The organism is Pseudarthrobacter enclensis, assembly GCF_001457025.1.
GTDB classification, from domain to species: domain Bacteria; phylum Actinomycetota; class Actinomycetes; order Actinomycetales; family Micrococcaceae; genus Arthrobacter; species Arthrobacter enclensis.
Genome location: NZ_KQ758600.1, coordinates 47,967 through 72,310, shown reverse-complemented (window position 1 = coordinate 72,310; position 24,344 = coordinate 47,967). Strand labels below are relative to the sequence as shown.

At 67.4% G+C, this 24,344-nt stretch carries 20 protein-coding genes; 4 read left to right on the top strand and 16 right to left on the bottom strand.

From position 1 onward, the window contains the following. Positions 1-2 precede the first annotated feature (2 nt). The 15 genes from ftsZ to dinB all read right to left on the bottom strand — a co-directional run bounded on the left by ftsZ (position 3) and on the right by dinB (position 18,378). Positions 3-1,235, bottom strand: a complete 1,233-nt coding sequence (ftsZ, locus tag AS031_RS05000; protein ID WP_058267050.1) for a cell division protein FtsZ — start codon at positions 1,233-1,235, stop codon at positions 3-5. A 184-nt stretch (positions 1,236-1,419) separates the two neighbouring features. After that, complete coding sequence (locus AS031_RS04995) at positions 1,420-2,382, bottom strand: cell division protein FtsQ/DivIB (protein WP_058267049.1); 963 nt, start codon at positions 2,380-2,382, stop codon at positions 1,420-1,422. After that, a complete protein-coding gene (gene murC / locus AS031_RS04990) occupies positions 2,375-3,763 on the bottom strand; it encodes a UDP-N-acetylmuramate--L-alanine ligase (protein ID WP_058267048.1) in 1,389 nt (462 codons plus the stop codon). Before murC ends, AS031_RS04995 begins: the two co-directional genes overlap by 8 nt. Next, positions 3,760-4,860, bottom strand: coding sequence for an undecaprenyldiphospho-muramoylpentapeptide beta-N-acetylglucosaminyltransferase (gene murG / locus AS031_RS04985; protein ID WP_058267047.1), 1,101 nt, complete (start codon positions 4,858-4,860; stop codon positions 3,760-3,762). Before murG ends, murC begins: the two co-directional genes overlap by 4 nt. A gap of 6 nt (positions 4,861-4,866) precedes the next feature. Further along, the gene (gene ftsW, locus AS031_RS04980; RefSeq protein ID WP_058267046.1) at positions 4,867-6,204 is read right to left on the bottom strand and encodes a putative lipid II flippase FtsW; all 1,338 of its coding nucleotides are present in this window, start codon (positions 6,202-6,204) and stop codon (positions 4,867-4,869) included. A gap of 2 nt (positions 6,205-6,206) precedes the next feature. After that, positions 6,207-7,784 carry a UDP-N-acetylmuramoyl-L-alanine--D-glutamate ligase gene (gene murD, locus AS031_RS04975; protein WP_058267045.1) on the bottom strand — a complete coding sequence of 526 codons (1,578 nt, stop codon included), beginning with the start codon at positions 7,782-7,784 and terminating at the stop codon, positions 6,207-6,209. Next, on the bottom strand, positions 7,766-8,875 hold the full coding sequence (mraY, locus tag AS031_RS04970) for a phospho-N-acetylmuramoyl-pentapeptide-transferase (RefSeq protein WP_058267044.1): 1,110 nt from the start codon (positions 8,873-8,875) through the stop codon (positions 7,766-7,768). The genes murD and mraY overlap by 19 nt, the downstream gene beginning before the upstream one ends. Continuing rightward, entirely contained in the window at positions 8,872-10,335 is a 1,464-nt protein-coding gene (locus tag AS031_RS04965; protein WP_058267043.1) for a UDP-N-acetylmuramoyl-tripeptide--D-alanyl-D-alanine ligase, read from the bottom strand. The genes mraY and AS031_RS04965 overlap by 4 nt, the downstream gene beginning before the upstream one ends. A 6-nt stretch (positions 10,336-10,341) precedes the next feature. Beyond that, positions 10,342-11,967, bottom strand: a complete 1,626-nt coding sequence (locus AS031_RS04960; protein WP_141688758.1) for a UDP-N-acetylmuramoyl-L-alanyl-D-glutamate--2,6-diaminopimelate ligase — start codon at positions 11,965-11,967, stop codon at positions 10,342-10,344. A 92-nt stretch (positions 11,968-12,059) separates the two neighbouring features. Further along, positions 12,060-13,862 (bottom strand): peptidoglycan D,D-transpeptidase FtsI family protein, encoded by a 1,803-nt coding sequence (locus AS031_RS04955; protein WP_058267041.1) that lies wholly within the window; start codon positions 13,860-13,862, stop codon positions 12,060-12,062. Positions 13,863-13,907: 45 nt separating this feature from the next. Then, entirely contained in the window at positions 13,908-14,612 is a 705-nt protein-coding gene (locus tag AS031_RS19760) for a cell division protein FtsL (RefSeq protein ID WP_058267040.1), read from the bottom strand. Further along, entirely contained in the window at positions 14,609-15,601 is a 993-nt protein-coding gene (gene rsmH, locus AS031_RS04945) for a 16S rRNA (cytosine(1402)-N(4))-methyltransferase RsmH (protein WP_058267039.1), read from the bottom strand. The genes AS031_RS19760 and rsmH overlap by 4 nt, the downstream gene beginning before the upstream one ends. A 169-nt stretch (positions 15,602-15,770) precedes the next feature. After that, on the bottom strand, positions 15,771-16,199 hold the full coding sequence (gene mraZ, locus AS031_RS04940) for a division/cell wall cluster transcriptional repressor MraZ (protein ID WP_018763545.1): 429 nt from the start codon (positions 16,197-16,199) through the stop codon (positions 15,771-15,773). 371 nt (positions 16,200-16,570) lie between these two features. Then, positions 16,571-16,942 (bottom strand): DUF3040 domain-containing protein, encoded by a 372-nt coding sequence (locus tag AS031_RS04935; RefSeq protein WP_058267038.1) that lies wholly within the window; start codon positions 16,940-16,942, stop codon positions 16,571-16,573. A 275-nt stretch (positions 16,943-17,217) separates the two neighbouring features. Further along, on the bottom strand, positions 17,218-18,378 hold the full coding sequence (dinB, locus tag AS031_RS04930; RefSeq protein ID WP_141688776.1) for a DNA polymerase IV: 1,161 nt from the start codon (positions 18,376-18,378) through the stop codon (positions 17,218-17,220). A gap of 140 nt (positions 18,379-18,518) precedes the next feature. Here dinB and AS031_RS04925 point away from each other — a divergent pair, with 140 nt between their 5' ends. Both AS031_RS04925 and AS031_RS04920 read left to right on the top strand, forming a co-directional pair. Continuing rightward, positions 18,519-19,046, top strand: a complete 528-nt coding sequence (locus AS031_RS04925) for a hypothetical protein (protein ID WP_058267036.1) — start codon at positions 18,519-18,521, stop codon at positions 19,044-19,046. Further along, positions 19,043-20,137, top strand: a complete 1,095-nt coding sequence (locus AS031_RS04920; RefSeq protein WP_058267035.1) for a polyprenyl synthetase family protein — start codon at positions 19,043-19,045, stop codon at positions 20,135-20,137. The genes AS031_RS04925 and AS031_RS04920 overlap by 4 nt, the downstream gene beginning before the upstream one ends. Positions 20,138-20,147: 10 nt before the next feature. Here AS031_RS04920 and AS031_RS04915 read toward each other — a convergent pair whose 3' ends face one another. Beyond that, complete coding sequence (locus tag AS031_RS04915; protein WP_058267034.1) at positions 20,148-20,501, bottom strand: Rv2175c family DNA-binding protein; 354 nt, start codon at positions 20,499-20,501, stop codon at positions 20,148-20,150. A 244-nt stretch (positions 20,502-20,745) separates the two neighbouring features. Between AS031_RS04915 and AS031_RS04910 the strand changes: the two genes are divergently transcribed. Both AS031_RS04910 and AS031_RS04905 read left to right on the top strand, forming a co-directional pair. Continuing rightward, positions 20,746-22,110 carry a lytic transglycosylase domain-containing protein gene (locus AS031_RS04910; protein WP_058267033.1) on the top strand — a complete coding sequence of 455 codons (1,365 nt, stop codon included), beginning with the start codon at positions 20,746-20,748 and terminating at the stop codon, positions 22,108-22,110. Between the two features lie 99 nt (positions 22,111-22,209). Further along, positions 22,210-24,312 (top strand): Stk1 family PASTA domain-containing Ser/Thr kinase, encoded by a 2,103-nt coding sequence (locus AS031_RS04905; protein ID WP_058267032.1) that lies wholly within the window; start codon positions 22,210-22,212, stop codon positions 24,310-24,312. Positions 24,313-24,344 lie beyond the last annotated feature (32 nt).

Genomic DNA, 24,344 nt, shown 5'->3' with positions numbered 1-24,344 from the left:
GCCTACTTCAGGAAGTCGGGGACATCCAGGTCGTCCGCGTGGCTGCCGGTGAGGTCCGGCTCCACCACGGAGGGCAGGTCGACGTCGAACCCGGAGTCCGCGGGGACCGCGGCCGGCCGCTGCTGCCCCCAGTTGCTCAGGCCGGCAGCACCCACGCCTGCGTGCACAGGGTGGACGTTGGACTGGTGGTTTCCGGATGCCGGCGCCTGCGCCGGCGCGGCCGCGGGGGCCGCAGGACGCTGCGGCGCAGCCTGTGGCTGCGACTGGTCCATGGAGGGCGAGGTGGCCTTGACGTCGTCGAACCCTGCCGCGATGACGGTGACGCGGGCTTCGTCGCCGAGGGCGTCGTCGATCACAGCGCCGAAGATGATGTTGGCTTCGGGGTGGGCCACTTCCTGCACCAGGCGGGCGGCCTCATTGATTTCGAACAGGCCGAGGTCCGAGCCGCCCTGGATGGAGAGCAGCACGCCGTGGGCGCCGTCGATGGATGCCTCCAGCAGCGGCGAGGCGATGGCGAGCTCGGCGGCCTTGACGGCGCGGTCTTCGCCCCGGGCGGAGCCGATGCCCATGAGCGCGGAGCCTGCGCCCTGCATGACGGACTTGACGTCGGCGAAGTCGAGGTTGATCAGGCCCGGTGTGGTAATCAGGTCCGTGATGCCCTGGACACCGGACAGCAGCACCTGGTCAGCGGAGCGGAAGGCGTCCAGGACGGAGACGTTGCGGTCGCTGATGGAGAGGAGCCGGTCGTTGGGGATCACGATCAGGGTGTCGACCTCGTCGCGGAGCGCGTCGATGCCGGCCTCCGCGGAACCGGCGCGGCGACGGCCCTCGAAGGTAAAGGGACGGGTCACGACGCCGATGGTCAGGGCGCCAAGGGAGCGCGCGATGCGGGCCACGACGGGGGCGCCGCCGGTGCCGGTGCCGCCGCCTTCGCCGGCCGTGACGAACACCATGTCCGCTCCGCGGAGGACTTCCTCGATCTCGTCGGCGTGGTCTTCGGCGGCCTGCTTGCCGACCTCCGGGTTGGCGCCGGCGCCGAGGCCACGGGTCAGCTCACGGCCGACGTCGAGCTTGACGTCGGCGTCGCTCATCAGCAGGGCCTGGGCGTCGGTGTTGATGGCGATGAATTCAACACCTCGGAGGCCGACCTCGATCATGCGGTTGACTGCGTTCACGCCACCGCCGCCGATGCCGACGACTTTGATGACGGCCAAGTAATTCTGCGGAGCTGCCACGTTACGTGTCCCTTGTTCGTGTCTTATTGCGAAAACTGATGGTGAGCTTGAAACCAGCAACCTTAACCTTCGAGTTGAAGGTTATAGTTATGTCAAGTAACTCATGTCTGTGACGGTATTTCCTCTGGTTCCGACATTCAATGACCGGGTCCGCGTGTCGGATTAATACCGGGAAGTTAGCAGCTTACCGTGTCACCGGATGCCTCGGGACACTGACGTCATACACCTGTACGGGGTTCTTCGGGTCTGCCGGGACCTTCAGCAAAGCGGCGAGAACCTTGGCCTTGAGTTCCTTTTCCGAGGCGTTTCCCCAGACGATGGTCTGGCCGTCCACGAGCTTGAGTTCCACGGCGTCCACGGACTTTGCGGAGGCGTTGGACAGCTTTGCCAGGACGTCGGCGGGCAGCGCTCCCAGGACGGCAGCAGTGGCCTTGAACAAGTCCTGGCCGATGGCACCGGCGCCGCCGTCAATCAGCGGCAGGGAGACGGCCGCCGGGTCCGCGGTCGTGGCCAGCTGAACACCGTCGACATCCACCAGCTTGTACTGCTCCCCCTGCTTCACCAGGGCCACCGGGATACGTTCCCGGACAATGACGGCAAGTTCCGACGGCGGACGGGCCTCGGCGGAGACTGATTTCACCTGGACAAGGGGTTCGAGGAGGCTCCGGACTTCATCGTCGGTGATCTGCGGCAGCGGCTTGCCCTTGAGCGGTTCAAGCGCGGCCTGGACCTGGGCGGGCGACAGCAGCGATGTTCCGGACACCGAGACCGTGTGGAGTGCCAAGACCGGAGAATAGATGGCGGCCGCCAGGAGGGCCGCCACCAGCACGCACACCGTGGCGACGGCGGTCAGCACCCTGCGCCTGCGGCGCCTGCCTTTGGGTTCCGGGAACGCCAGGACGTTGGCGCCCGGCGCCGGAGCGTCCTTCCCCGGCGAGGCCTTCCCTGTCGAGGTCTTCCCTGTCGAGGTCTTCCCTGGCGGGATCCTGCCGGAAGAGGCGGGCTTGCCCGTTGCCGCGGGTACGTTGCGGGAGGCAGAGATCACGTCGTCCGTGCCGCCGTCCTCCTGCGTTCCGGGCCGGCTTCCGGCACCGGACGTTTCCTTGCCGCGCACCGGGGTGTAAGTGGGGCGCCGCGTGCTAGCCACGCAGGGCCTCGACGATCCTGGGCCCGTACGCGGTCACGTCCCCTGCGCCGGCCGTCAGCACGATGTCGCCTTCGCGGGCAGCGTCCGCGATGAGGGCAACGGCCTCGCCGGCGGCCGCCAGCCGGCCTCCACCGGCCATGTGGCCGGTGATCAGTTGGCTGGTGACACCGGGAATGGGGTCCTCGCGCGCGGGGTAGATGTCCAGGACCAGTGCCGTGTCTGCAAGGTCCAAGGCCGCGGCGAATTCACGGGCGAATTCGCGCGTGCGGGAGAACAGGTGCGGCTGGAACAGGACGTGCACCTTGTGCCCGGCTGCCACCGAGCGTGCGGCGGTCAGCGCTGCCCGGACCTCCGTGGGATGGTGCGCATAGTCATCGAAGACCCTGACGCCGCGTGCCTCGCCTTTGAGTTCGAAGCGGCGGGCTGCGCCGGAGAAACCTCCCAGGGCGGCTGCGGCGGCGGCGGGGTCCACCCCGAGTTCCAGGGCAACCGCGAACGCAGCGGCAGCGTTGAGGGCGTTGTGGCGCCCGGGGACCTGCAGGGCGAGGCTGAACCGGCCCTCGGGGATGGAGACGGCGACGCTGCCCGGTCCGTCGTCGTGCAGCAGCACATCGGCGTCCTCCGAGGTGCCGTAGAGCAGGACGCGGGTGTTGCCGCGGCTCCGGGTGCGTTCCGCGAGGGCGCGTGCGCCGGCGTCGTCCGCGCAGGCCACCAGCAGCCCGCCGGCCGGCAGCAGGGCCGTGAACCGGTCGAAGGATTCGTACACGGCTTCGGCGGTTCCGTAGTGGTCCAGGTGGTCCGCTTCCACGTTGGTGACGACGGCGATGCGGGGCCGGTAGTTCAGGAACGATCCGTCGGATTCGTCGGCCTCGGCAACGAAGATGTCCGACGTTCCGCTGGCGGCGTTGACGCCGAGCGCGGGGACGTTGGCTCCGATGGCGAACGACGGGTCCAGTCCGGCGCCCTGGAGCAGGACGGTGACCATGGACGTGGTGGTGGACTTGCCGTGCGTGCCGGCGATGGTGACCACGGTGTCCTCCCCCATCGTGGCGGCCAGGGCTTCGGACCGGTGAAGGACAGGAAGGCCTGCCTCCCGCGCCGCGGCCAGCTCCGGGTTGTCGTCCCGGATGGCTGAGCCTGCCACCACCGTCCGGGCGTCGCCGAGGTTGGCGGCGGAGTAACCGACGGCGATCCGTGCGCCCTGCGCGGAGAGGTCGGCCATGACCGGCAGGTCCTTGGCGTCGGACCCGCTGACCGGGACGCCGCGGGCCACCATGATGCGGGCGACGGCGGACATGCCGACACCGCCGACGCCGATGAAGTGGACGTTGCCCAGGGAGGCCAGGGAGCCGGCCGGGGAACCGTTGGTGGGGTTGTTCATGCGGATACCGCTTCCAGGACGAGGGTGGCCATCCGCCGGTCGGCGTCCCGGACGCCAAGGCGGTACGAGTTGGCTTCCATGGTGGCCAGCCGGGCTTTGTCGGTGACCAGCGGGACCAGTTCCTTGGCGAGCCATTCGTCGGTGAAGTCCCGGTCCTGCACCAGGAGGGCTCCCCCGGCGGCCACCAGGCCGGCGGCGTTCAGTGCCTGCTCCCCGTTCCCGATGGGCAGGGGCACCAGGACCGCGGGAACACCGACGGCGGCGACCTCACAGACGGTTGCGGCACCGGCCCGGGCCAGCAGCACGTCCGCAGCTGCGTAGACCAGTTCCATGCCGTCGACGTACTCCACCTGGCGGTAGCCGGGCGCCGTCAAGGGTTGGCCGGCGCCGTCCAGCACGGATTTTCCCCGCCCGGTGATGTGCAGCGTCTGGATGCCCGCGGCGGCAAGCTGGCCCACGGAGGCGGCAATGGTGCGGTTGATGCTTTGGGCGCCCGAGGAGCCGCCGGTGACGATGAGCGTGGGCTGCGCGGGGTCCAGTCCCAGGGTTTCCCGTGCGGATGTGCGCGCTGCGGACCGGTCCAGTCCGGAGATATCGGTGCGCATCGGCATGCCGACGTGGCGGGCGTGGCGCAGCGGGGTCCCCTCGAAGGCGACGGCCACCCGGTCGGTGAACCGGGCACCGACCTTGTTGGCCAGCCCCGGGCGGGCGTTCGCCTCATGGATGACGATGGGGATCCGGCGCTTGCGGGCTGCGAGGTACATCGGTGTGCAGACGTAGCCGCCAACCCCGACGAGGACATCGGCCGAGGCACGGTCAAGAATGTCCCCGGCCTGGCGCACTGCGGCGGCCAGCCGGCCCGGAAGGCGCAGCAGATCGGCGGACGGTTTCCGCGGGAACGGCACCCTGTCGATCGTTGCCAGTTCCACGCCGGCTGCCGGGACGAGCCGGGTTTCCATGCCCGATGGCGTGCCGACGGCGAGGATTGCCGCGCCGGGGGACGCCGTCCGCAGCGCAGCGGCGATGGCCAGGAGCGGGCTGATGTGGCCGGCTGTTCCGCCGCCGGCCAGGACGATGGAGGGGGACTTCGGGTTCATGTGGGGTCAGGCACGCTTTCTTGCAGTCTTGGGTTTCCGTGGGGTTTTCTCCCGCCCCATGGCCTTGAATTTCAGCATCCGTTTGGGCCGCATGGCGGGCGCCATCTGTTCCCGTGCCAGGGACAGCACCACGCCGATGGCGCAGAGGGACATCAGCAGTGCGGAGCCGCCATAGGAGATGAAGGGCAGCGGGACGCCGATGACGGGCATCAGGCCGGTCACCACGGACATGTTCACGGTGGCCTGGCCCAGGAGCCACACCATGATGGTGCCGGCCAGGACGCGGTGGAAGGTATCCTCCTGGGCGACGACGACGCGGTAGATCGCAGCGCCCAGGATCGCGAACAGGATGAGCACGACGACGGTCCCCACCAGTCCGAGTTCCTCGCCGATGATCGCGAAGATGAAGTCGTTGTGGGCTTCCGGGATCCAGCTGTACTTCTGCCGACTTTGTCCGAGTCCGACGCCGAGCCAGCCGCCGGAAGCGAGCCCGTAGAGCCCGTTGGTGGCCTGGTAGTTGGCGTCGATGCCGTCCGCGCAGGACTCCCCGGTCCACCATGAGGTGATGCGGCACATCCGGTTGGAGCTGGTGACGGCCATGATCGCTGCGCCTGCCGCGCCCATGAGCCCGGCGATCCCGAAGAAATACAGCGGGACGCCGGCGAAGAACAGGGCTGCGGCGGCAATCATCATGATGATCATGGCCGTGCCAAGGTCATTGCCCACCAGCACCAGGCCGATGATGACGATGGCCATTGGCACCGCCGGGACCACGATGTGCTGCCACTGCCGCAGCAGCTTCCCCTTCATGGCCAGTACCGTGGCCATCCAGAGCGCCAGTGCGAGCTTTGACGCCTCCGACGGCTGGAACGTGATGCCGCCGAGGTCGATCCAGTTCTTGTTGCCGTTCACCTCGGCGCCGACCACCTGGACCAGTCCCAGCAGCACCACGGCAGTGATGATCGCAGGGTAGGCCAGCCGTTTCAGCCACACCACGTTGATGCGGGACAGCACGAACATGGTGAAGATGCCGATCCCCGCGAACATTCCCTGCTTCAGGGCGTCGCCGTACGGCGACTTCCCGGCAGCGATGGACTCGACGCTCGACGCGGACAGCACCATCATGATGCCAATGGCCGTCAGCGCGAGCGTGGACCCGAGGATGAGGTAGTAGGTTGAGCCGTTGCGGGAGGTTCCGTTGCCTTCGAGTGCCGACCAGAACCTGCGGTATCCCTGCTTGAGCCGGACCGGGAGCGTCGCCGGAGGCTGCGCCTTGGTGGCGGTGGAGCCGGGCCGGTGGCCCTGGCGTCCTGCTGGCTGCCGGCGTGTTGGCGTGCTGACCATTGTTACTCCTCGCCGGTCTTGGCCTGCCCTTCCACCAACCCGCGGACGGCTTCGATGAATGCGTTGCCACGGTGTGCGTAGGAAGAGAACTGATCCATGGAGGCAGCGGCCGGAGCCATCAGCACAGTGTCACCGGATTCGGCGTGACGGGCTGCTGCCGCGACGGCCAGCGCCATGACCTGTTCCCCCGGCAGGGTGGAACCGGTATCTGTGGCACTTTCCGTTGCAGCAGACTGCACCTCTTCAGTGTCACCCGACGCCGCGGCGATCACCGGGACATCCGGCGCGTGTCGCCGGAGGGCCTCGGCGAGGCTTGCGGAGTCGGCGCCAATCAGGACTACCGCCTTGAGCCGGTGCGCCTGCTCCCGCACCAGGTCGTCGTAGGTGACGCCCTTGGACAGTCCGCCGGCGATCCACACGACCTTGCTGAACGCTGCCAGTGAGGCGGCGGCCGCGTGCGGGTTGGTGGCCTTGGAATCGTTGATCCACAGGACACCGTTGTGGCGGGCCACGGGCTGGATGCGGTGGTCGCCGGGAACGTAGTCCCTGATGCCCTGCCGGACCGCTGACGGGTCCACGCCGTAGGCGCGGACCAGTCCTGCGGCCGCCAGCGCGTTGGCCACCATGTGCCGGGGAGCGAGGGCGCCCAGGTCGCTGAGGGCCGCCAGTTCGGCGGCACTGTCGCGCCGTTCTTCGATGAACGCGCGGTCCACCAGGAGGTTCTCGACCACGCCGAGCATGCTGATGGCGGGGGTGTTGGTGGTGAACCCGATGGCGCGGCATCCCTCCACCACGTCGGCGTTCTCCACCATGCGTTCGGTCTCGAACTGCTCGGCGTTGTAGATGCAGGCCTTCTGGGTGCCCTCGTAGACCTTTGCCTTGTCCGCGAGGTAGGAGTCGTAGGATCCGTGCCAGTCCACGTGGTCTTCGGCGACGTTCAGGCAGACGCTGGCCACCGGTGACAGGGATTCGGCCCAGTGCAGCTGGAAACTGGACAGTTCCACGGCGAGGACGTCGTACTCGACGGGGTCGCGGAGGGCGTCCAGGATGGGGGTGCCCACGTTGCCTACGGCGATGGCTTTCAGGCCTGCCGCTCGCAGCATGGACTCCGTCAGGCCCACGGTGGTGGTCTTGCCGTTGGTGCCGGTGATGGCCAGCCAGTCGGCGGTCTTGCGGCCTTCGCGCCGGCGGACCCGCCAGGCGAGTTCGACGTCGCCCCACACCGGGATGTGCGCACGGGCGGCGGCCGCCAGCAGCGCCTGGTCGGGCCGCCAGCCGGGTGAAGTGACAATCAGTTCCGGCAGTTCGCCGTCAATCCGGGGAATCCTCGTGACGGCTTCCTCACCGAGCAGGACGTCGGCCGCACCGACGATCTTCAGGGTATCGGCGGAGGCTTTGGCGGTGTCGCTGGTGGCTGCATCGACCACCACCACGCGGGCGCCGAGTTCGATCAGGGTGTCCGCGGCGGCGAAGCCGGAGACGCCGATGCCGGTAACTGCCACCCGCAGCCCGGCCCAGTCAGAATCCCAGGTAACGAGGTTTTCCAGGCGCGAGGAGACGGTCACAGCAGCACAACCCATTCAGCGTAGAAGATACCCAGGCCGACGGCGACGAACAGGCCGCCGAGGATCCAGAACCGGACCACCACCGTGACTTCCGCCCATCCCTTGAGCTCGAAGTGGTGCTGCAGCGGCGCCATCTTGAACACGCGTTTGCCGCCGGTTGCCTTGAAGTAGCCCACCTGGATGATGACGGAGAGGGTGATGAGAACGAAAAGTCCGCCGATGATGCCCAGCAGCAGTTCGGTGCGGGACAGGATGGCGAAGCCCGCGATCGCGCCGCCGATGGCGAGGGATCCGGTGTCGCCCATGAAGATCTTGGCCGGTGAGGTGTTCCACCACAGGAAGCCCACCAGCGCGGCGCTCATGATGGCAGCCAGCAGTGCAAGGTCTAGCGGGTCCCTGACGGAGTAGCAGCCGCTGCCGGCTTCGCGGGGCGAACCGCAGGCCTGGTTGCTCTGCCAGATTCCCATCAGCGTGTACGCGCCGAACACCATGACGGAGGCACCTGCGGCGAGGCCGTCCAGCCCGTCGGTGAGGTTCACGCCGTTGGTGGCCGCCGTGACGATCAGGTTGGACCAGATCACGAAAAGGATTGCGCCAAGGACGGTACCGCCGAAGGCCAGGTCCAGCCAGGGCAGGTCGCGGACCAGGGAAATCTTGGTGGACGCCGGCGCGAGCCCGGATTCGTCCGGAAAGTTCAGGGCGAGGATGGCGAAGATGACGCCGACCGCGGCCTGCAGGATCAGTTTGGCCTTGGCGTTCAGTCCCAGGCTGCGCTGGCGCGAGATCTTAATGAAGTCGTCGAGGAACCCCACCAGGCCCATGCCCACCATCAGGAAGAGCAGGATCAGCGCCGAGGCCGAGGGGCCGGGCGAATCGGGGTTCATCATGAACATGATGAGGTGGGTCAATCCGTAGCTGAGCAGCACGGCCGCCACCACCACGGTGCCGCCCATGGTGGGCGTCCCGCGCTTGGTGTGGTGCGAGGTGGGGCCGTCGTCGCGGATGAACTGGCCGTAGCCGCGGCGTACCAGCAGGCGGATGAACAAGGGGGTGCCCACCAGGGCGCACAGCAGGGCCAGTCCGGCACCGATCAAAAGTGCAATCACAGCAGAGTGCTCCTTTCATCGGCGTGCTGGGGGGTTTGTGGGGGTAATGCTATCCGATCGCCCAAGTGGCGCAGTCCCACGCTGTTGGAGGACTTGAAGAGCACCAGGTCGCCGGGTTCGAGCCCGTCGCTGAGGATGTCGTAGGCTTCGTCGGCCGTCTCGGCGAAGATGCATTCGTCGCCCCAGGACCCTTCCTGGACCGCCGAGACGTACAACGGGCGGGCTTCGCGTCCCACCACCACCAGCCGGGAGATATTCAGGCGTACCACCTGTGTCCCCACCGCGGTGTGTTCGCGGATGGAATCCTCGCCAAGTTCGAGCATTGCGCCCAGGACCGCCCAGGTGCGGCGGCCCCGGCCCAGGTCGGCGAGTGTCCGCAGCGCTGCCCGCATGGACTCCGGGTTGGCGTTGTAGGCGTCGTTGATGATGGTGACGCCGTCAGGGCGTTCCGTACGTTCCATCCGCCAGCGGCTGGCGGGCGCCTGGCTGCTGAGCCCTGCGGCGATGTCGGCGCCGGTCAGGCCGGCGGCGAATGCGGCGGCCGCGGCGGCGAGCAGGTTGCCGGTGTGGTGGGCACCGATGAGTTTGCTGCTGACGTGGTGCGGGCCGTCGCCTGGCAGCTGGAGGTCGAACTCCGGGTTGCCCTGGCTGTTGGTATCGGCATGCAGCGCCTGCACGGCAGCTTCGCCGCGTCCTTCGGCTGAGAAGCCCAGGACCGTGGCCGACGTCCGGCTGCGCATCGCGGCGACCCGTTCGTCGTCGAGGTTGATGATTGCGGTCCCGCCGGCGGAAAGGCCCTCCACCATCTCGCCCTTGGCGAGGGCAATGTTCTCCACTCCCCCGAATTCGCCCGCGTGCGCGGTTCCCACGGCCAGTACCACGCCGATGTCCGGCTTCACCATGTCGGCGAGGTAACGGATGTGCCCGATCCCGGTGGCCCCCATCTCGATCACAAGGTAGCGGGTGCCGGCGTCGGCCTGGAAGACAGTGAGGGGAACGCCCACTTCGCCGTTGTACGACCCCTTCGGGGCAACGGTCTTGCCGTGGGCGGCGAACAGCCCGGCGAGGAGGTCCTTGGTGGTGGTCTTGCCGGCGGAACCGGTGATGCCCACCACTGTCAGTTCCTGGCCCTTGCCGGCCCGGGCGGTACGGATGCGGCGGACCGCTTCGGCGGCCAGGGCGCCCATGGCCAGGACGGCATCGGGAACGACGACGGCGGGGAACCGCGTGCCGTCCGGTCCGTCGGTTTCCCGTTCCACCAGCGCAAGGACTGCACCTGCCGCGAAGGCCTGCGCGATGAAATCGTGGCCGTCGGCGTGCTCGCCGGGTTTTGCGACGTAGAGCGAACCCGGTACGGCTTCGCGTGAATCCGTCACCACCGTCAGGGGCGTGATTCCGGGATCGGCGTCCAGGCGCCCGTTGGTGATGTCGGCGATTTCCGCCGCAGTAAAAGCAATCATCTCGGTCTAGGACTCTATCCGGTCGTCTTGGAGAACGTTGAATCCCCTGGCTGTCAAGGCGTTCCGAAGCTCCACCCTGTCGTCGAGGGCGAGGTTGACCCCCTTGACCTCCTGCCACACTTCGTGGCCGCGGCCGGCGACCAGGATGCTGTCCTGCGGCCGGGCGAGCTCCACGGCGCGCCGGATGGCTTCGTCCCGGGGGAAGACTTCGAGGATCGAGCAGGGCAGGGATTCCCGTTCGCGGGCATCGGCCGCCCCTGCCAGGACGTCGGCGCGGATCGCTGCCGCGTCCTCGTCGTGGGGGTCGTCGTCCGTGATGATGACGGTGTCGGCAAGGCGGGCGGCTACGGCGCCCATGGCGGGCCGCTTGCCTTGGTCGCGCTGGCCGGTGGCGCCGAAAACGACGATCAGCCGGGAATCCGCTTCCGCAGGCCGGACGGCTTCGAGGGCCCGGGCCAGCGCGTCGGTGTTGTGGGCAAAATCGACGACTGCTGCGGGCCGTGTGCCGATGAGCTGCATGCGGCCCGGCACCGCCACCGTGAACGGGTCAGCGGTGTCCAGTGCCTGTTGGAGGGCGGCGGGTTCCACTCCGGAGCTGAGCACCATGAGGGTGGCGAGGGCGGCGTTGGCCACGTTGAAGCTGCCCGGGAGCCCGGTGTGCAGCCGCAGCGTCGCCCCTGCAGTGCCCGCCAGCGTGAACGCTGTGCCCAGGCCACGGGGCTCCGTTGTGGCGACGGTCCAGTCGGCGGGCGTGCGCCCGTCGGTGCTGAGGGTGGTGACCGGGATCCCGGCCGATGCCGCGAGCCGGAGGCCCCATTCGTCGTCGACCGTCACCACAGCCTTCCGTGCACGGGACGCGGTGAAGAGGTCCGCCTTGGTAGCGAAGTACCCGTCCATGGTGTGGTGCAGGTCAAGGTGGTCCTGGGTCAGGTTGGTGAAGCCGGCGACGTCGAACATCACCCCGTCCACCCGCTGGAACGAGATGGCGTGGGAGGAGACTTCCATGGCGGCCGCTCTCAGGCCGCGTTCCCGCATGAGCGCCAGCAGGCCGTGCACCTCGGTGGATTCGGGCGTGGTGAGCAGGCTGGGAATGGGCTCTGCGCCGGCCAGGATCTCGATGGTGCCGATCAGGCCGGCCTCCGTGCCGAGGGCGCGCAGCAGCGAGTTGATGAAGTAGGTGGTGGTGGTCTTGCCGTTGGTGCCGGTGACGCCGAACAGCGTCAGCCCCCCGGCCGCGCCGTCGGCACTGCCGTAGATCGCCGCGGACAGCGGGCCCACGACATTGCGGGGGTGCGGGACGATCAGCACGGGCACCGGAGTGTCGGCTGACAGGGCGAGCAGCCGGGCTCCGGCGTCGTCGGTCAGGACGGCAACCGCCCCCGCCTCGACGGCCTGTGCGACGAAGTCCGCGCCGTGGCGGGTGGCGCCGGGCAGGGCCACGTAAAGGTCTCCGGGTTCCACGGTCCGTGAGTTCAGCGAGATACCGGTGACCGCCACGTCCGCGGAGGATCCGGGGACCGGGACGCCGAGTGCGTCCCCGATGCTGTCCAGCCGGATCGGGTCGACGGCGGACGGCCGGAACCGGGGCGTGCTGGCAGGTGCCGCGGGAACGGCGCTGCTGTCTGGCGGCATGAACTCTGACAAGGGATATCTCCGATGGTGCTAGTGGACCGTACCCGGGCCGGGCTGCAGCGGGCATCGCTGCGGCCCGGAGCGCCGGGGTGCTACTTGGCGAACTGGGGCAGTCTTGCCGGTTCGCCGGTGGACGGCTGGACGTTGTAGGTCCGCAGTGCCTGGCTCATGACGGACCGGAACACCGGACCGTTGGTAATCCCGTAGATGCTGCCCTTGGGCCGCTGGAGTACCACCTCAACAATAAACCGCGGATCATCCATCGGCGCCATGCCCACCATGGAGGCGGTGTAGCCGCAGAAACCGGACTTTCCGTCGTCGCAGGGCGATTCCGAGGTGCCGGTCTTGGCACCCACGCGGTAGCCGTCGATGGCCGCGTCCTTGATCTGGCCTTCGGTGACGGCGCTTTCGAGGATGTCCTGGACCTGTTCGGCGGTGCTGTCCGACACGACGCGCGTGGGCTCTGCGGCCGGGACCTTTTCCTCGGTGCCGTCCGGCGATATATAGGAGTCGATCAGCCGGGGCTGCAGCATGACGCCGTTGTTGGCGATGGACTGGAAGGCCCGCACCGTTTGCAGGGTCGACTGGGACACGCCCTGTCCGAAGAGCACGGTGAATTCCTGGCGGCCGTCCCATTGGTCGGCCGGTGTCAGGATGCCCGAGGCGGTGGCCGGGAGCCCGATGTCCGGGGCCTGGCCGATGCCGAACCGCTTCAGCCAGTCGTAGCGCTGTTCCTTGGTCAGGGCCTGGCCGGCCATGACGGTTCCGGTGTTCATCGAGTAGCCCAGGATGCCGGCAAGGGTGCGCTTCTCGGTACCGTGGGAAAAGGAATCGGTGAAGGTCTGCCCGTTGACCGTGTAGGACGGCGGCAGGGTGTATTCGCTGAGCGGGTTGGCTTTGCCTTCTTCGATCAGCGCCGCGGCGGTCAGCATCTTCTCCACGGAGCCCGGCTCGTACGCTGCCGTCACCGCCCGGACTCCGCGGTCCTTCGCAGCCACCAGTCCGGGGTTGTTGGGGTCCGGCGAGTTTGTGTCCGCCATGGCCACGAGGTTGCCTGTCTTGACGTCCATCACGATGATGACGCCCCACTCGGCACTGAGCTTGTCCGCCTGGCTTTGGATGGCCTGCTGGGCGAAGTACTGCAGGTCGGAGTTGATGGTGAGCTTGACGTTCTTGCCGTCTTCCGGCTCGGTCAGTTCGTCCACGCCGACGGGGATGCGCAGGCCGTCGGCGCCGATTTCAAACAGGCGCTTTCCGTCCGAGCCCTTGAGAATTGAGTCCTGGGTCTGTTCGATGCCGGCCTGGCCGCTGCCGCCCTCCTGCAGGAAGCCGATGACGCCGCCGGCCACGGACCCGTTGGGGTAGACGCGCTTGCTCACGCCTTCGGTGACGATTCCCGGCACCTGGAGTTTGGAGATCCTGTCCTCGACGTCGGGTTTCACGTCCTTGGCCACGATGTAGTAGCGGGATTCACCGGTGACGGCCTTGACGATGGCGTCCTTGTCCATGCCCAGGACTGCGGCCAGCTCCGTGAGGCCCTGGTCCCGGCTGACCTCGACGAGCTTTTCCTTGCCGTCCACTGTATCCAGCCGCCGGTAGGACTCGGTCTTCGTGTTGAGCTGTTGGTCCACCACCACGTTGTAGCGGATCACGCTGTTGGCCAGGACGGTGCCGTTGGCGTCAAGGATGCTGCCGCGCTCAGCCGGAAGGACCGTTTCGGTCATGCGCTTGTTAAGGGCGGCTTCCGCCATTCCTCCCACATCCAGGCCCTGCACCAGGAACAGTTTGCCGCCGACCACCAGCAGCAGGCTCAGCATGACGCCCAGGCCCAGCCGCAGGCGCCGGGTGGGGTTGGGCGCCTTGCCGCCGAGTGCCTTGCCGGTCTTCTGCGCCACTGATCTTCCTTGCTGTTCGACCCTTTTGCCTGCCTGTCCTGATTATTACTGTCCGGGGACCTTCTGCTGCGGAGCCGGCACCGTGCCGCCGTTAAGGTCGGCCGCGGTGGCCTGCCGGGCAGCGGGCGCGGCCGGGGCGGGCGTCTCTGCGGCGGGGGCCGCGGCGGCGGGAGTCTCTGCGGCGGGGGCCGCGGCGGCGGGAGTCTCTGCGGCGGGGGCCGCGGCGGCGGGAGTCTCAGTGGCGGGCTTGCGGCTTGCCAGCGGCTCACCGGCCGACGCCGGCGGGACGACGATCAGCTGCCCGGGAACTGCGGGGGCCGGGATCACGGCCCCTTCGGAAGCGCCTTTAACTGCCGGCGTCGCCTTGCCGGTCACGGAGAGGGTTGAAAGATCGATCTGGCCCTTGACGGTGGATGCCACCATGCCCAGGTCCTTGGCTTTCGCGGCAAGGTTCTGCGGCGCCTCGTAGTTCTGCACCTGCTGGGTGAGGTCCTGGTTCTGTTTGGTGAGCGTGCTCTGGGCAGCCCGCAGTTCCACCAGCTGGTACTGCGCGGTGGAGACAGAGATGTTCAGGACCAGCACGGCCACCAGCGCGACGGCGAGCATGGCGAAGCAGAGCACCACGAACGGGGCACGCCGCTTCCTCGGTGCACTGCGCACCACGGACAGCGGCGTACGGCCCTTCCTGGCCTGGTCCGGCGCCGGGGTGGCGGGAGCTGCGGGAAAGTTCTTGACGGCGGCGGTGCTCATACAGCTCTCCTGGCTCTGATTCGTTCCGCTGCTCGGAGCCTCGCTGAGGCGGCGCGGGGGTTTTCTGCGATTTCGACGGCGGTGGGCACCTCGGTGCCCTTGGTCAGGGTCTTCAGTTCCGGCTTGTGTTCCTCCAGCTCCACCGGGAACCCGAGCGGGGCCGAGGATTTTGACCTGGCCTGGAAAACGCTTTTGACGATTTTGTCTTCCAGCGAGTGGTAGGACATGACAACAATGCGTCCCCCGAGCGCCAAGGCGTCCACCGCCGCCGGAACGGCGCGTTCCAGGACGTCGAGTTCCTCGTTGACCTCGATGCGCAGGGCCTGGAAGGTCCGCTTTGCCGGATGACCGCCGGACTTGGCCGCGGCGGCCGGCACCACTGAGCGGATCTGCTCGACGAGTTCGCCCGTGGTGGTGAAGGGCTTTGCGGCGCGTGCAGTGACTATCCTGTTGGCGATGCGGCCGGCAAACTTTTCCTCACCCCATTTGCGGATGATGCGGACCAGTTCGTCTTCGCTGTAGGTGTTCACGACGTCGGCCGCCGTTTGGCCGCGGCTGGTATCCATCCGCATGTCCAGGGGCGCATCGAACGAGTAGGCGAAGCCACGATCCCGTTCGTCGAGCTGCAGTGACGAGACACCCAGGTCCATCAGGACGCCGGACACCTGGGCCACGCGGAGGTCTTCCAGGACATCCGGGATTTCGTCGTAGACGGCGTGCACCAGGTCGGTCCGTGCGCTGAAGGGTGCGAGCCGCTCACCGGCGAGGGACAGGGCTTCCTCGTCACGGTCGATTCCGATCAGGTGGAGGTCCGGAAACCGCTGGAGCATCGCCTCCGAGTGGCCGCCCATGCCCAGGGTGGCATCAATGACAACAGGGGTTTCGCCCCGATGCCGTGACGCTTCGAATCCGGGGGCCAACAAATTAATGCACCGGTCGCGGAGGACCGGCACATGGCGTTCGGACGTTGGCTTCGGTTGTTCGTTCATGCCTCGTCCCTTCTCGCCGTCGTGGTTGCCCTGCCTGTTTCCGGGATCAGGCCCCCATCCGCACCTACCGTCCTGCCCGCCTGGCTCCGGGGAAGTGAGTCAGGTTGGCTGGCCGATCGGCCGGCTGGAGACCTCATCCAGGAAACAGCCTGCTGCCCGTTCCGGCTATTCAGAGAATGCCCGGAATGGGGTCGTCCGTTTCGGAGAAGGCCGTTTCCTTTTCCGCGAGGTACTCGTTCCAGGCTTGGGCGTCCCAGATCTCGGCCCGGGTTCCTGCGCCGATCACGGCAAGTTCCCGTCCGAGGCCTGCGTACTCCCGGAGCGCGGGAGGAATAGTCACGCGCCCCTGCTTGTCAGGTACCTCGTCAGAGGCTCCGGAGAGAAAGACACGGATGTAGTCACGTGCCTGCTTGGAGGAGATTGGCGCCTCCCGCATCTGCTCGTGGACCCGTGCAAATTCCTTCTCACTGAAGACGTAGATGCAACGTTCCTGGCCCCTTGTGAGCACCAGGCCGCTGGCAAGCTCCTCGCGGAACTTGGCGGGGAGAATGATCCGGCCCTTTTCATCCAGACGCGGCGAATGAGTGCCCAGAAACACTGGCCCACCGCCTGTCCGATGTCAGGAACTGCACATCCCCTGTGTTGCAACCACCCTCTTATGTCCTCCACATTACTCCACTTTCCACCACAGTCAACGCAAAACGGCGCCCCTGGACACGCAAATGTGGGAAGAGAGGCGCAGAATGGCGCGGTTTTTTCCCGGGTGGTAGGAAGTGGAGGACTTTCGGCTGCACCTCGGGTGCCCGGCGCTGACGCAACGCGCAAGCTCAACCGGTTCGGCGCCGTTAAACAGGAAAAGACCCGCCGAAGCGGGTCTTTCCAGGAATTCCTGCCCTGGTGGGGAGTGAAGTGGAGGTGCGTGGACGGGGAACGCCCCCGGCGCGTACGGGACGCGGAGCGTGGGCCCCGTTAGGGCTCGCCGCGCCGGCGCTCGTCCCAGCGCTCCTCGAGATTGCTCATGAAGGAACTCCTCGGCTTCCCGGGCTTTCCTGTGCTGCCCTTGCCGGCCTTGGCAGCCGCCGAACTTCGCATCGTCGCAAAGTAAACGCCGCCGCCCATGACCACGAAGCCAAGGACGCCGACGAAGATGCTCTGCAGTGTCACACCGACCAGCAGAAGGAACACACCCGCGAGGGCGCAGAGGACTCCGATCACCACGTGCCTGGTTGACCACGAACGCCCGGGGTCCGACCCCATGGAGTTCGCAAACTTCGGGTCGTCCTCGTGAAGCTGCTTCTCCAACTGCTCAAGCAGCTTCTGTTCGTGCTCCGACAGCGGCATCACGACCTCCTTCGTAGGCCAACGTCCGGGCCGGTCCCGGCCATCACTCCTGCACCCTTAACGGCTGGTGTGCCTGTTCCGTTCCCGCCCTGCCGGGGTGGCAGAAAAGCGGCAACCGGGTACACAACCGCGGGGAGCGGAAGCATGTCCAAGAGGGTCCGGCAGTAGTCCGGTCACTCAAAAAACTATGTATATCTAAGGATAGTTTGTTGCAGGCCGTTCTGAAAGACGGCGATTACTTCCTTGGCGCGGAGCGGGGCGGCACCGCCGGGCGCCTACTCCGCCCCCTTGCCGGGCTCCATCAACCGGGCCGGAAGAACCGATTTGGAACCGAATTTCCTGGTCACCTGGTCCAGCACCTGCTCTGCGGCGCGCCAGTTCTCGTCCCGCCTGTCGATGGTGAGCTGGAGTGAGGCAGTGGCGGCCTCGTCGAGCTGCTCCGCACGGATCCCCACCAGCCTGACGGACATGGGCCTGTCCCCCACGGATTCAAGCAACTGGACCGCCACGGCATAGATCAGCTGGGCGCTGTCCATCGGTGTCTGCACCGTGCGGCTGCGGGTGATCGTGGAGAAGTCGGCGAAGCGCAGCTTCAGCGCCACGGTCCGCGCCACCAGTCCCGAGCTCCGCAGGCGTGCGGCTGTACGGTGTGACAGCCGCAGCAACTCCCGGTGGAGGAGGCCGTCGTCGGCCGTATCAACAGAGAACGTCTCCTCCGCTCCGATGCTCTTCTCCAGGCGCACCGGGGTGACGGGCCTCGGATCGATGCCCCAGGAGAGCCGGTGCACGTGTTCCCCTCCAGCGCCGAGCAGCCGGCGGAGCGTGCCCACCGGCGTCGCAGCCACGTCAGCCACGGTGCGGATGCCCATCCTGGCCAGCACCTCTGCGGTTTTGGCACCCACACCCCACAGGGCGCCCACCGGCAGGCTGTGCAGGTAGGGGACGGTCTCGTCCGGGCCAATGAGCAGGAGACCGTCAGGCTTGCACCGGGTCGAGGCGATCTTGGCGACGAACTTGGTCTCGGCGATGCCCACTGACGCGGTGATGCCCAATTCGGACGAAACCCGGCGTCGGATCAGCTCCCCGATGCCCCGCGGCGGACCCAGGCGCCGGATGGCTCCGGTCACGTCCAGGAAGGCTTCGTCGACGCTGAGCGGTTCCACCAGTTCGGTGACCAATCCGAAGATGGACATCAGCTGGGCGGACACCTCGTAGTACAGCTTGTGGCGGGGCTCGATGATGACGGCCTGCGGACACAGCCGGTAGGCGACGGCCATGGGCATGGCCGATTTCACACCGAAGGCCCGCGCTTCGTAGGAACCGGACAGCACCACCGAACGCTCGCCGGGAAAGCCGACGATGACGGGTTTGCCGCGCAGTTCAGGGCGGGTGCGGAGCTCGACCGAGACGAAGAATGCATCCATGTCCACATGCATGATGCATGTGCGCCGGCCGCCGGGACGGCGTGCGCCGGACGGCTGGTTTGTCGCTTCGGGCCCCACGGCTGCAATCCTATCCGTTGGTACTGACTAAACTGGTGGCTGGATCCGGCATCAACACCAGGAGGAAAGTCCCTGTGACGGTCATTGGAAAACTCACACCGGCCGGCCTTGCCGTCCTTGCTGCGGGTGCAGCATTGACGCTGGCGGCCTGCAGCCCGACCCCGTCACCGGCACCCTCGGCAACATCCTCCGCCACCGTTCCCGCCACCGGCCAGCCCACGGCCACGGCGTCCGCAAGCCCCAGCTCCTCCCCCGGAACCTCCGCCACGGTCGGTGCCGTGGTCGAAGGGTTCCCGCAGCAGCTGCTGCCCCTGATGCCGAACGCGACGGTCGTATCCAGCAGCTTCGACAAGGCGTCCACTCCGGCGACCGCCGCCCTGGTGGCGACCGTCCAGGGGCCGACGTCCGCCGTCGTCGAGTTCTACACCAAGGCCCTTGAGACGCAGGGCTTCAAAGCGGTGCCCGGGGACAGCGTGGGTGCGGTGGCTTCCAAGGACTTTGTGCGGGGAGACAGCGAGACTGTCAACCTGTCTGTGGTGGAAGCGTCCGGGACCGCGACGTTCACCATCGGCGCCAACGTGGCAGCTGAGTCAGCCAAGTGACGGCCGCGGAGCAGCTGAGGAACGAACAGGCCGACTTCGTTGCGGCGGTGGCCGGGGAACTGACGGGCTTCCTGACCTCCCGGCAGGGCATCATGTCCGGCATCTCCAGCGACATCGACCCCATCATGGGCTCGATCTCGAACCTGGTGACCGGCGGCAAGCGCCTGCGCGCGCTGATGTGCTACTGGGGCTGGCGGGGCGCCGGCGGGGAGGCCGGGGCCGCCGAGGTCGTCACGGCCGGGGCAGCACTCGAACTCTTCCAGGCCGCGGCCCTGATCCACGACGACATCATCGACCGTTCGGACACCCGCCGCGGCGGGCCGAGCGTCCACCGCCGCTTCAGCCAGCTGCACGAGTCCCAAGGCTGGGCCCTGGACAGCGAAAGGTTCGGGCAGGCCGCCGCGATCCTCGCCGGCGACCTGTGCCTGTCCTTCAGCGAAGAAGCGTTCACCGACATCGGCGACCGCGCGGCTTCCGGAAGCCGCGCACGGCTCATCTTCAACCTCATGCGGGCGGAGGTCATGGCCGGGCAGTACCTGGACATCCTTGAGGAGGTGGCCGGTCCGGTGCGCGACCGCGCGGGTGCGGTGAGCCGTGCGCAGTCGATCATCCGCTTCAAGAGCGCCAAGTACTCCACCGAGCATCCACTCGCACTTGGCGGCGCCCTGGCCGGTGGCACCAACGACCTGCTGCGCGGCTACTCCGCTTTCGCGCTTCCGCTCGGCGAGGCGTTCCAGCTGCGCGATGACGTCCTGGGGGTTTTCGGCGACCCGCTGACCACGGGAAAGCCTGCCGGCGACGACCTCCGCGAAGGCAAGCGCACCGTGCTCGTGGCGCTGGCCCTGGACCAGGCCGCGCCGGCAGAGTCGGAATTCATCGATGCCCGGCTGGGAAGCCCGGACCTTACCGACGGCGATGTCCAGGAAATCCGCCGGATCATCGAGGATTCCGGCGCCCTCCAGGCCACCGAGGTGCTGATCGGGGAATACGGTGCCGCCGCGTACGAGGCCCTGGAGGCCCTGGACCTGGATGAGCTCCCCAAGACTGCGCTGCGCAGGCTTGCCGAAGCCACCGTCAGCCGGGCCTCCTAGGACTCCGGAACTACCAGGCCAGGGTCTGCGCCCTGCGCCTGATTTCCGTCTTACGGCCTTCACGCAGGGCGTCGATCGGGCGGCCGCGCAGTGACTCGTCAGGAGTGAAAAGCCAGACGATGAGGTCCTCGTCGGAATACCCGGCATCGGCCAGCACCACAATGGTGCCCTTCAGGCTGTCCACCAACTGCCCGTCCTGGACGAATTCGGCCGGCACCGAGCGGATTTTCCGTTCGCCCACGCGCAGGGCCACCAAGGCATGCTCATCAATAAGGCTGTGCACCCGGGTAATGGAAACATTCAACATTTGGGCGACATCCGGAAGGGGCAGCCATTCGCCCACGAGGCTTTCTACGTTACTCACGGTTCAAGGTTCCCACGGTCCGCGCCCCGCCGCCTAGTCAGTCAACTCCAGCGAGGCTCCTGACCTGCAGACACTCCGAAATTCCTGCTTACAGGAAATGCCCGGATTCTTGTGCTAACTGCGAATTCATGAGAGATTCTCACTATTAACACTCGTAACAGAAATCACTCGAGTAACAGTAGTATCAGGAACAATCGCGGCACCCCCGTCCGCACCCCCTGCAGTTGAGAAGAGGATTCCCTACATGACGATGTCCCGCTCGCCAAAGCAACCCCCCAGGCCGAGCTTGCCGATGATTGCTGCGACGACGGCGGCCCTGCCGGCGGTTGTCCTGTCCTCCCTGGCCCTCGCCCAACCGGCCACCGCCCAGCAGCCGGCCAAACAGCTCCCCGCGACCCTCCGTGCAGCCATGAAGGCCCAGGCCGCGCAGGCTTCGGCGTCGGTCATCCCCGCGTCGGCCGTTTCAGCCGCCATTCCTGCTGCCTTTAAGCCGGCGCAACCTGCGGCGCCGGCGGAATACACCATTGCCCGCGGCGACACCATCAGCGCCATCGCGGGCCGGTTCGGCCTGAGCACCGGGGAAGTGCTCAGGCTGAACAACCTCCAGGCGAACACCATCATCTACCCGGGCCAGAAGATCAAGCTGAAGGGCGGCTCCTCCGCTGCTCCGGCAGCCCCAGCGGCACCGGCCGCCCCTGCACCGCCCTCCTCCGGCGGCGCCACCTACACCGTCAAGGCGGGCGATACCCTGGGCGCCATCGCGGCCCGGCACAACGTCAGCCTGGGGGACGTCTTCGCCTGGAACAACCTGTCGATGCGTTCCATCATCTACCCCGGCCAGAAGATCAAAGTTTCCTCCGGTGGAGCGGCAGCCGCCGCCCCATCGCCGGCGGCCGCGCCGCCGGCTGCATTGGCCTCGACGTCCTCGCCGGCGGGCGGCACCTACACCGTCAAGGCCGGCGACACGATGTCCGCCATCGCCTCCCGGCACGGCGTGAAGCTCTCCGAGCTGCTGTCGGCCAACAAGCTCAACGCCGGGTCGATCATCTATCCGGGCAACAAGCTGACCATTCCGGGCGCGTCGGCACCGGCTGCACCCCAGCCGGCCGCTTCAAGCACCCCGCTGGTACCCAGCTCCTTCCTGGGCTTCAGCTACCCGGCCGCCGTCGTCAACTCGGCCAACGAAAACAAGGCACGGCTGAACGCCTCCCCGGTCCCGTCCCGGGCCGAGATGCAGAACATCGTCGCTGACACCGCACGGCGGATGGGGGTCGAGCCGTCGCTGGCGCTGGCCTTTGCCTACCAGGAGTCCGGCTTCAACCAGCGTGCCGTCTCGCCCGCGAACGCCATCGGAACCATGCAGGTCATCCCCAGCTCGGGCGAATGGGCCTCGGACCTGGTGGGCCGCAAGCTGAACCTGCTTGATCCCTACGACAACGCCACTGCCGGCGTCGCCATCATCCGCCAGCTGCTGGCCACGAGCAAGGACCGCGACACGGCAATCGCCGGCTACTACCAGGGCCAGTACTCGGTCAGCAAGTACGGCATGTATGACGACACCAAGGCATACGTGGCGGCGATCAAGGCACACCAGAAGAACTTCCGCTGACCTTTGGCCGCCCGGCAGCTGCGGGCGGCGGTGCCTCAAAGGAACGGGTCCGAACCAGCCAAGGTTCGGACCCGTTCCTTTTGCAACTAGGATCGGAGGGTGCAGGAAAACGTGTCTGACCCCCTTGTAGGAACGCTGGTGGACCACCGCTACGCCATCCGGTCCCGGTTGGCCCGGGGCGGCATGTCCACCGTCTACCTGGCTGAGGACCAACGGCTCGAGCGCGATGTGGCCCTGAAAGTGCTGCACCCCCACTTCTCATCCGACGAATCGTTTGTGGGCAGGCTGGGACGCGAGGCGAAGGCCGCCGCGAAGCTGTCCCACCCCCACGTGGTAGGGGTCCTGGACCAGGGCAATGACGGCCACACCACCTACCTGGTGATGGAGTACATCAAGGGACACACACTCCGTGACGTGATCAATGACAAGGGCGCCCTGCCGCCCAGGCTCGCGCTGGCACTGATAGACCCGGTGGTCGAAGGCCTGGCCGCCGCGCATGCGGCCGGGTTCATCCACCGTGACGTCAAGCCGGAAAACGTCCTCATTGCCGACGACGGCCGGATCAAAGTGGGTGATTTCGGGCTGGCCCGGGCGGTGACCACGTCCACCAGCAGCGGCGCGCTGATCGGAACCGTTGCCTACCTCTCCCCCGAACTGGTCCTGGGCCGGCCCGCCGACGCCCGGAGCGACATCTACTCCGCAGGCATCATGCTGTACGAAATGCTGACAGGAAGGCAGCCCTTCAGCGGCGATGTTCCCATCCAGGTTGCCTACCAGCATGTCAACAGCACGGTGGGGCCGCCGTCGGCGCTGGTCCCGGGCCTGGCCGCGGAGGTGGACGAACTCGTGCAGTGGTGCACGGCCAATGATCCGGAGAACAGGCCGGTGGATGGCACCGCGCTGCTGCAGGAGCTCCGCCATATCCGCACCAACCTGACGGACCCGGAGCTCGACCTGCAGCCTCCTGCCGCACTGGGGACGGCCAGTCCCTTGCAGGGCCCGGCGGCCGCACCCGCCGAATCCGGCCAAGGAAGCCACACGGAGTTCATTCCGCACACCAACAATCCCACCTCCGTCATGCCGGCCGGCCGGCCGGCGCCTCCTCCGTACAGCCCCGCAGGACCCGCAGTGGTGCACCGCGACGCCCCGGCCGCACACACCGGGCACGCCCTGACACCGCCCGGGGAAGACGACGACAACACCTGGACCCCGCCGCCGCTGAGTAAGCGGGCCCAGCGGAAAGCCGACCGGGAGGAAGAAAAAGCCCGGGCACGGGCCGCCGCCACCCCGGCACGAAGCCTCCGGGAGGGCAACCCCCGGCGCCGGGGCATCCTCTGGATCATCGTGCTGGTCATTGCGGCTCTGCTGGCCACGGGCGCCGGCTGGTTCTTCGGCATGGGGCCGGGCGCCGCCGCGGCCATTCCCCCGGTGGCCAACAAGACCGTGGCCGAGGCGCAGCGCGTCCTGAGCGATGCAGGCTTCCGATCCACCACCAGCGACGTGTTCGACGACGACGTGCCCACCGGACGGGTGGTGGGCAGCGAACCGCAGGCCGGCGCCGAGATCCGCAAGTTCCAGCCGGTGTCCCTGCTGGTGTCCAAGGGTCCCCAGCTTTTTCCCCTGCCCCTGTTGACTGCCGGCACCCTCGACGCGGCCAAGGAAAGCCTCAACTCAGCGGGCATGGCCTTGGGCAAAGTCACCGAACAATTCGACGACCAGGCCCCGACGGGGACGGTGCTTTCACAGGATCCGGCCGCCGGCACCCCCGTCCGGCGGGGAACGCCGGTGGCCATGGCAGTCTCGAAGGGGCCTGAGCCCATCGCCGTCCCGTCGGTCGTGGGCAAGACGGAGAAGCAGGCCGTCGACGCCATCGAGGCCGCCGGCCTGGCCGCGGAGGTGTCTGCCGATGAGGTCTATGACAGGAAAGTTCCGGAGGGTTCGGTGGTCAGCCAGAACCCGGCCAACGGTACCCTGACCCGCGGCGAAACGGTGACCCTGACCATCTCCAAGGGACCACGGATGGTCGAGGTGCCAAGCTTCATCGGCAAGCAGGCCGGCGAAGCCGAACAGGCCCTGCGGAAGCTCGGCTTCGAAGTTCGCGTCAACAAGGTCCTGGGCGGGTTCTTCGGCACCGTGCGGGACCAGGACCCGGTGGACACGGAAGTGCCCGAGGGCTCCGTCATCACGCTGACGGTGGTGTAGGCGGGCCAGGCGCCATATGGAAACAGGGGCCG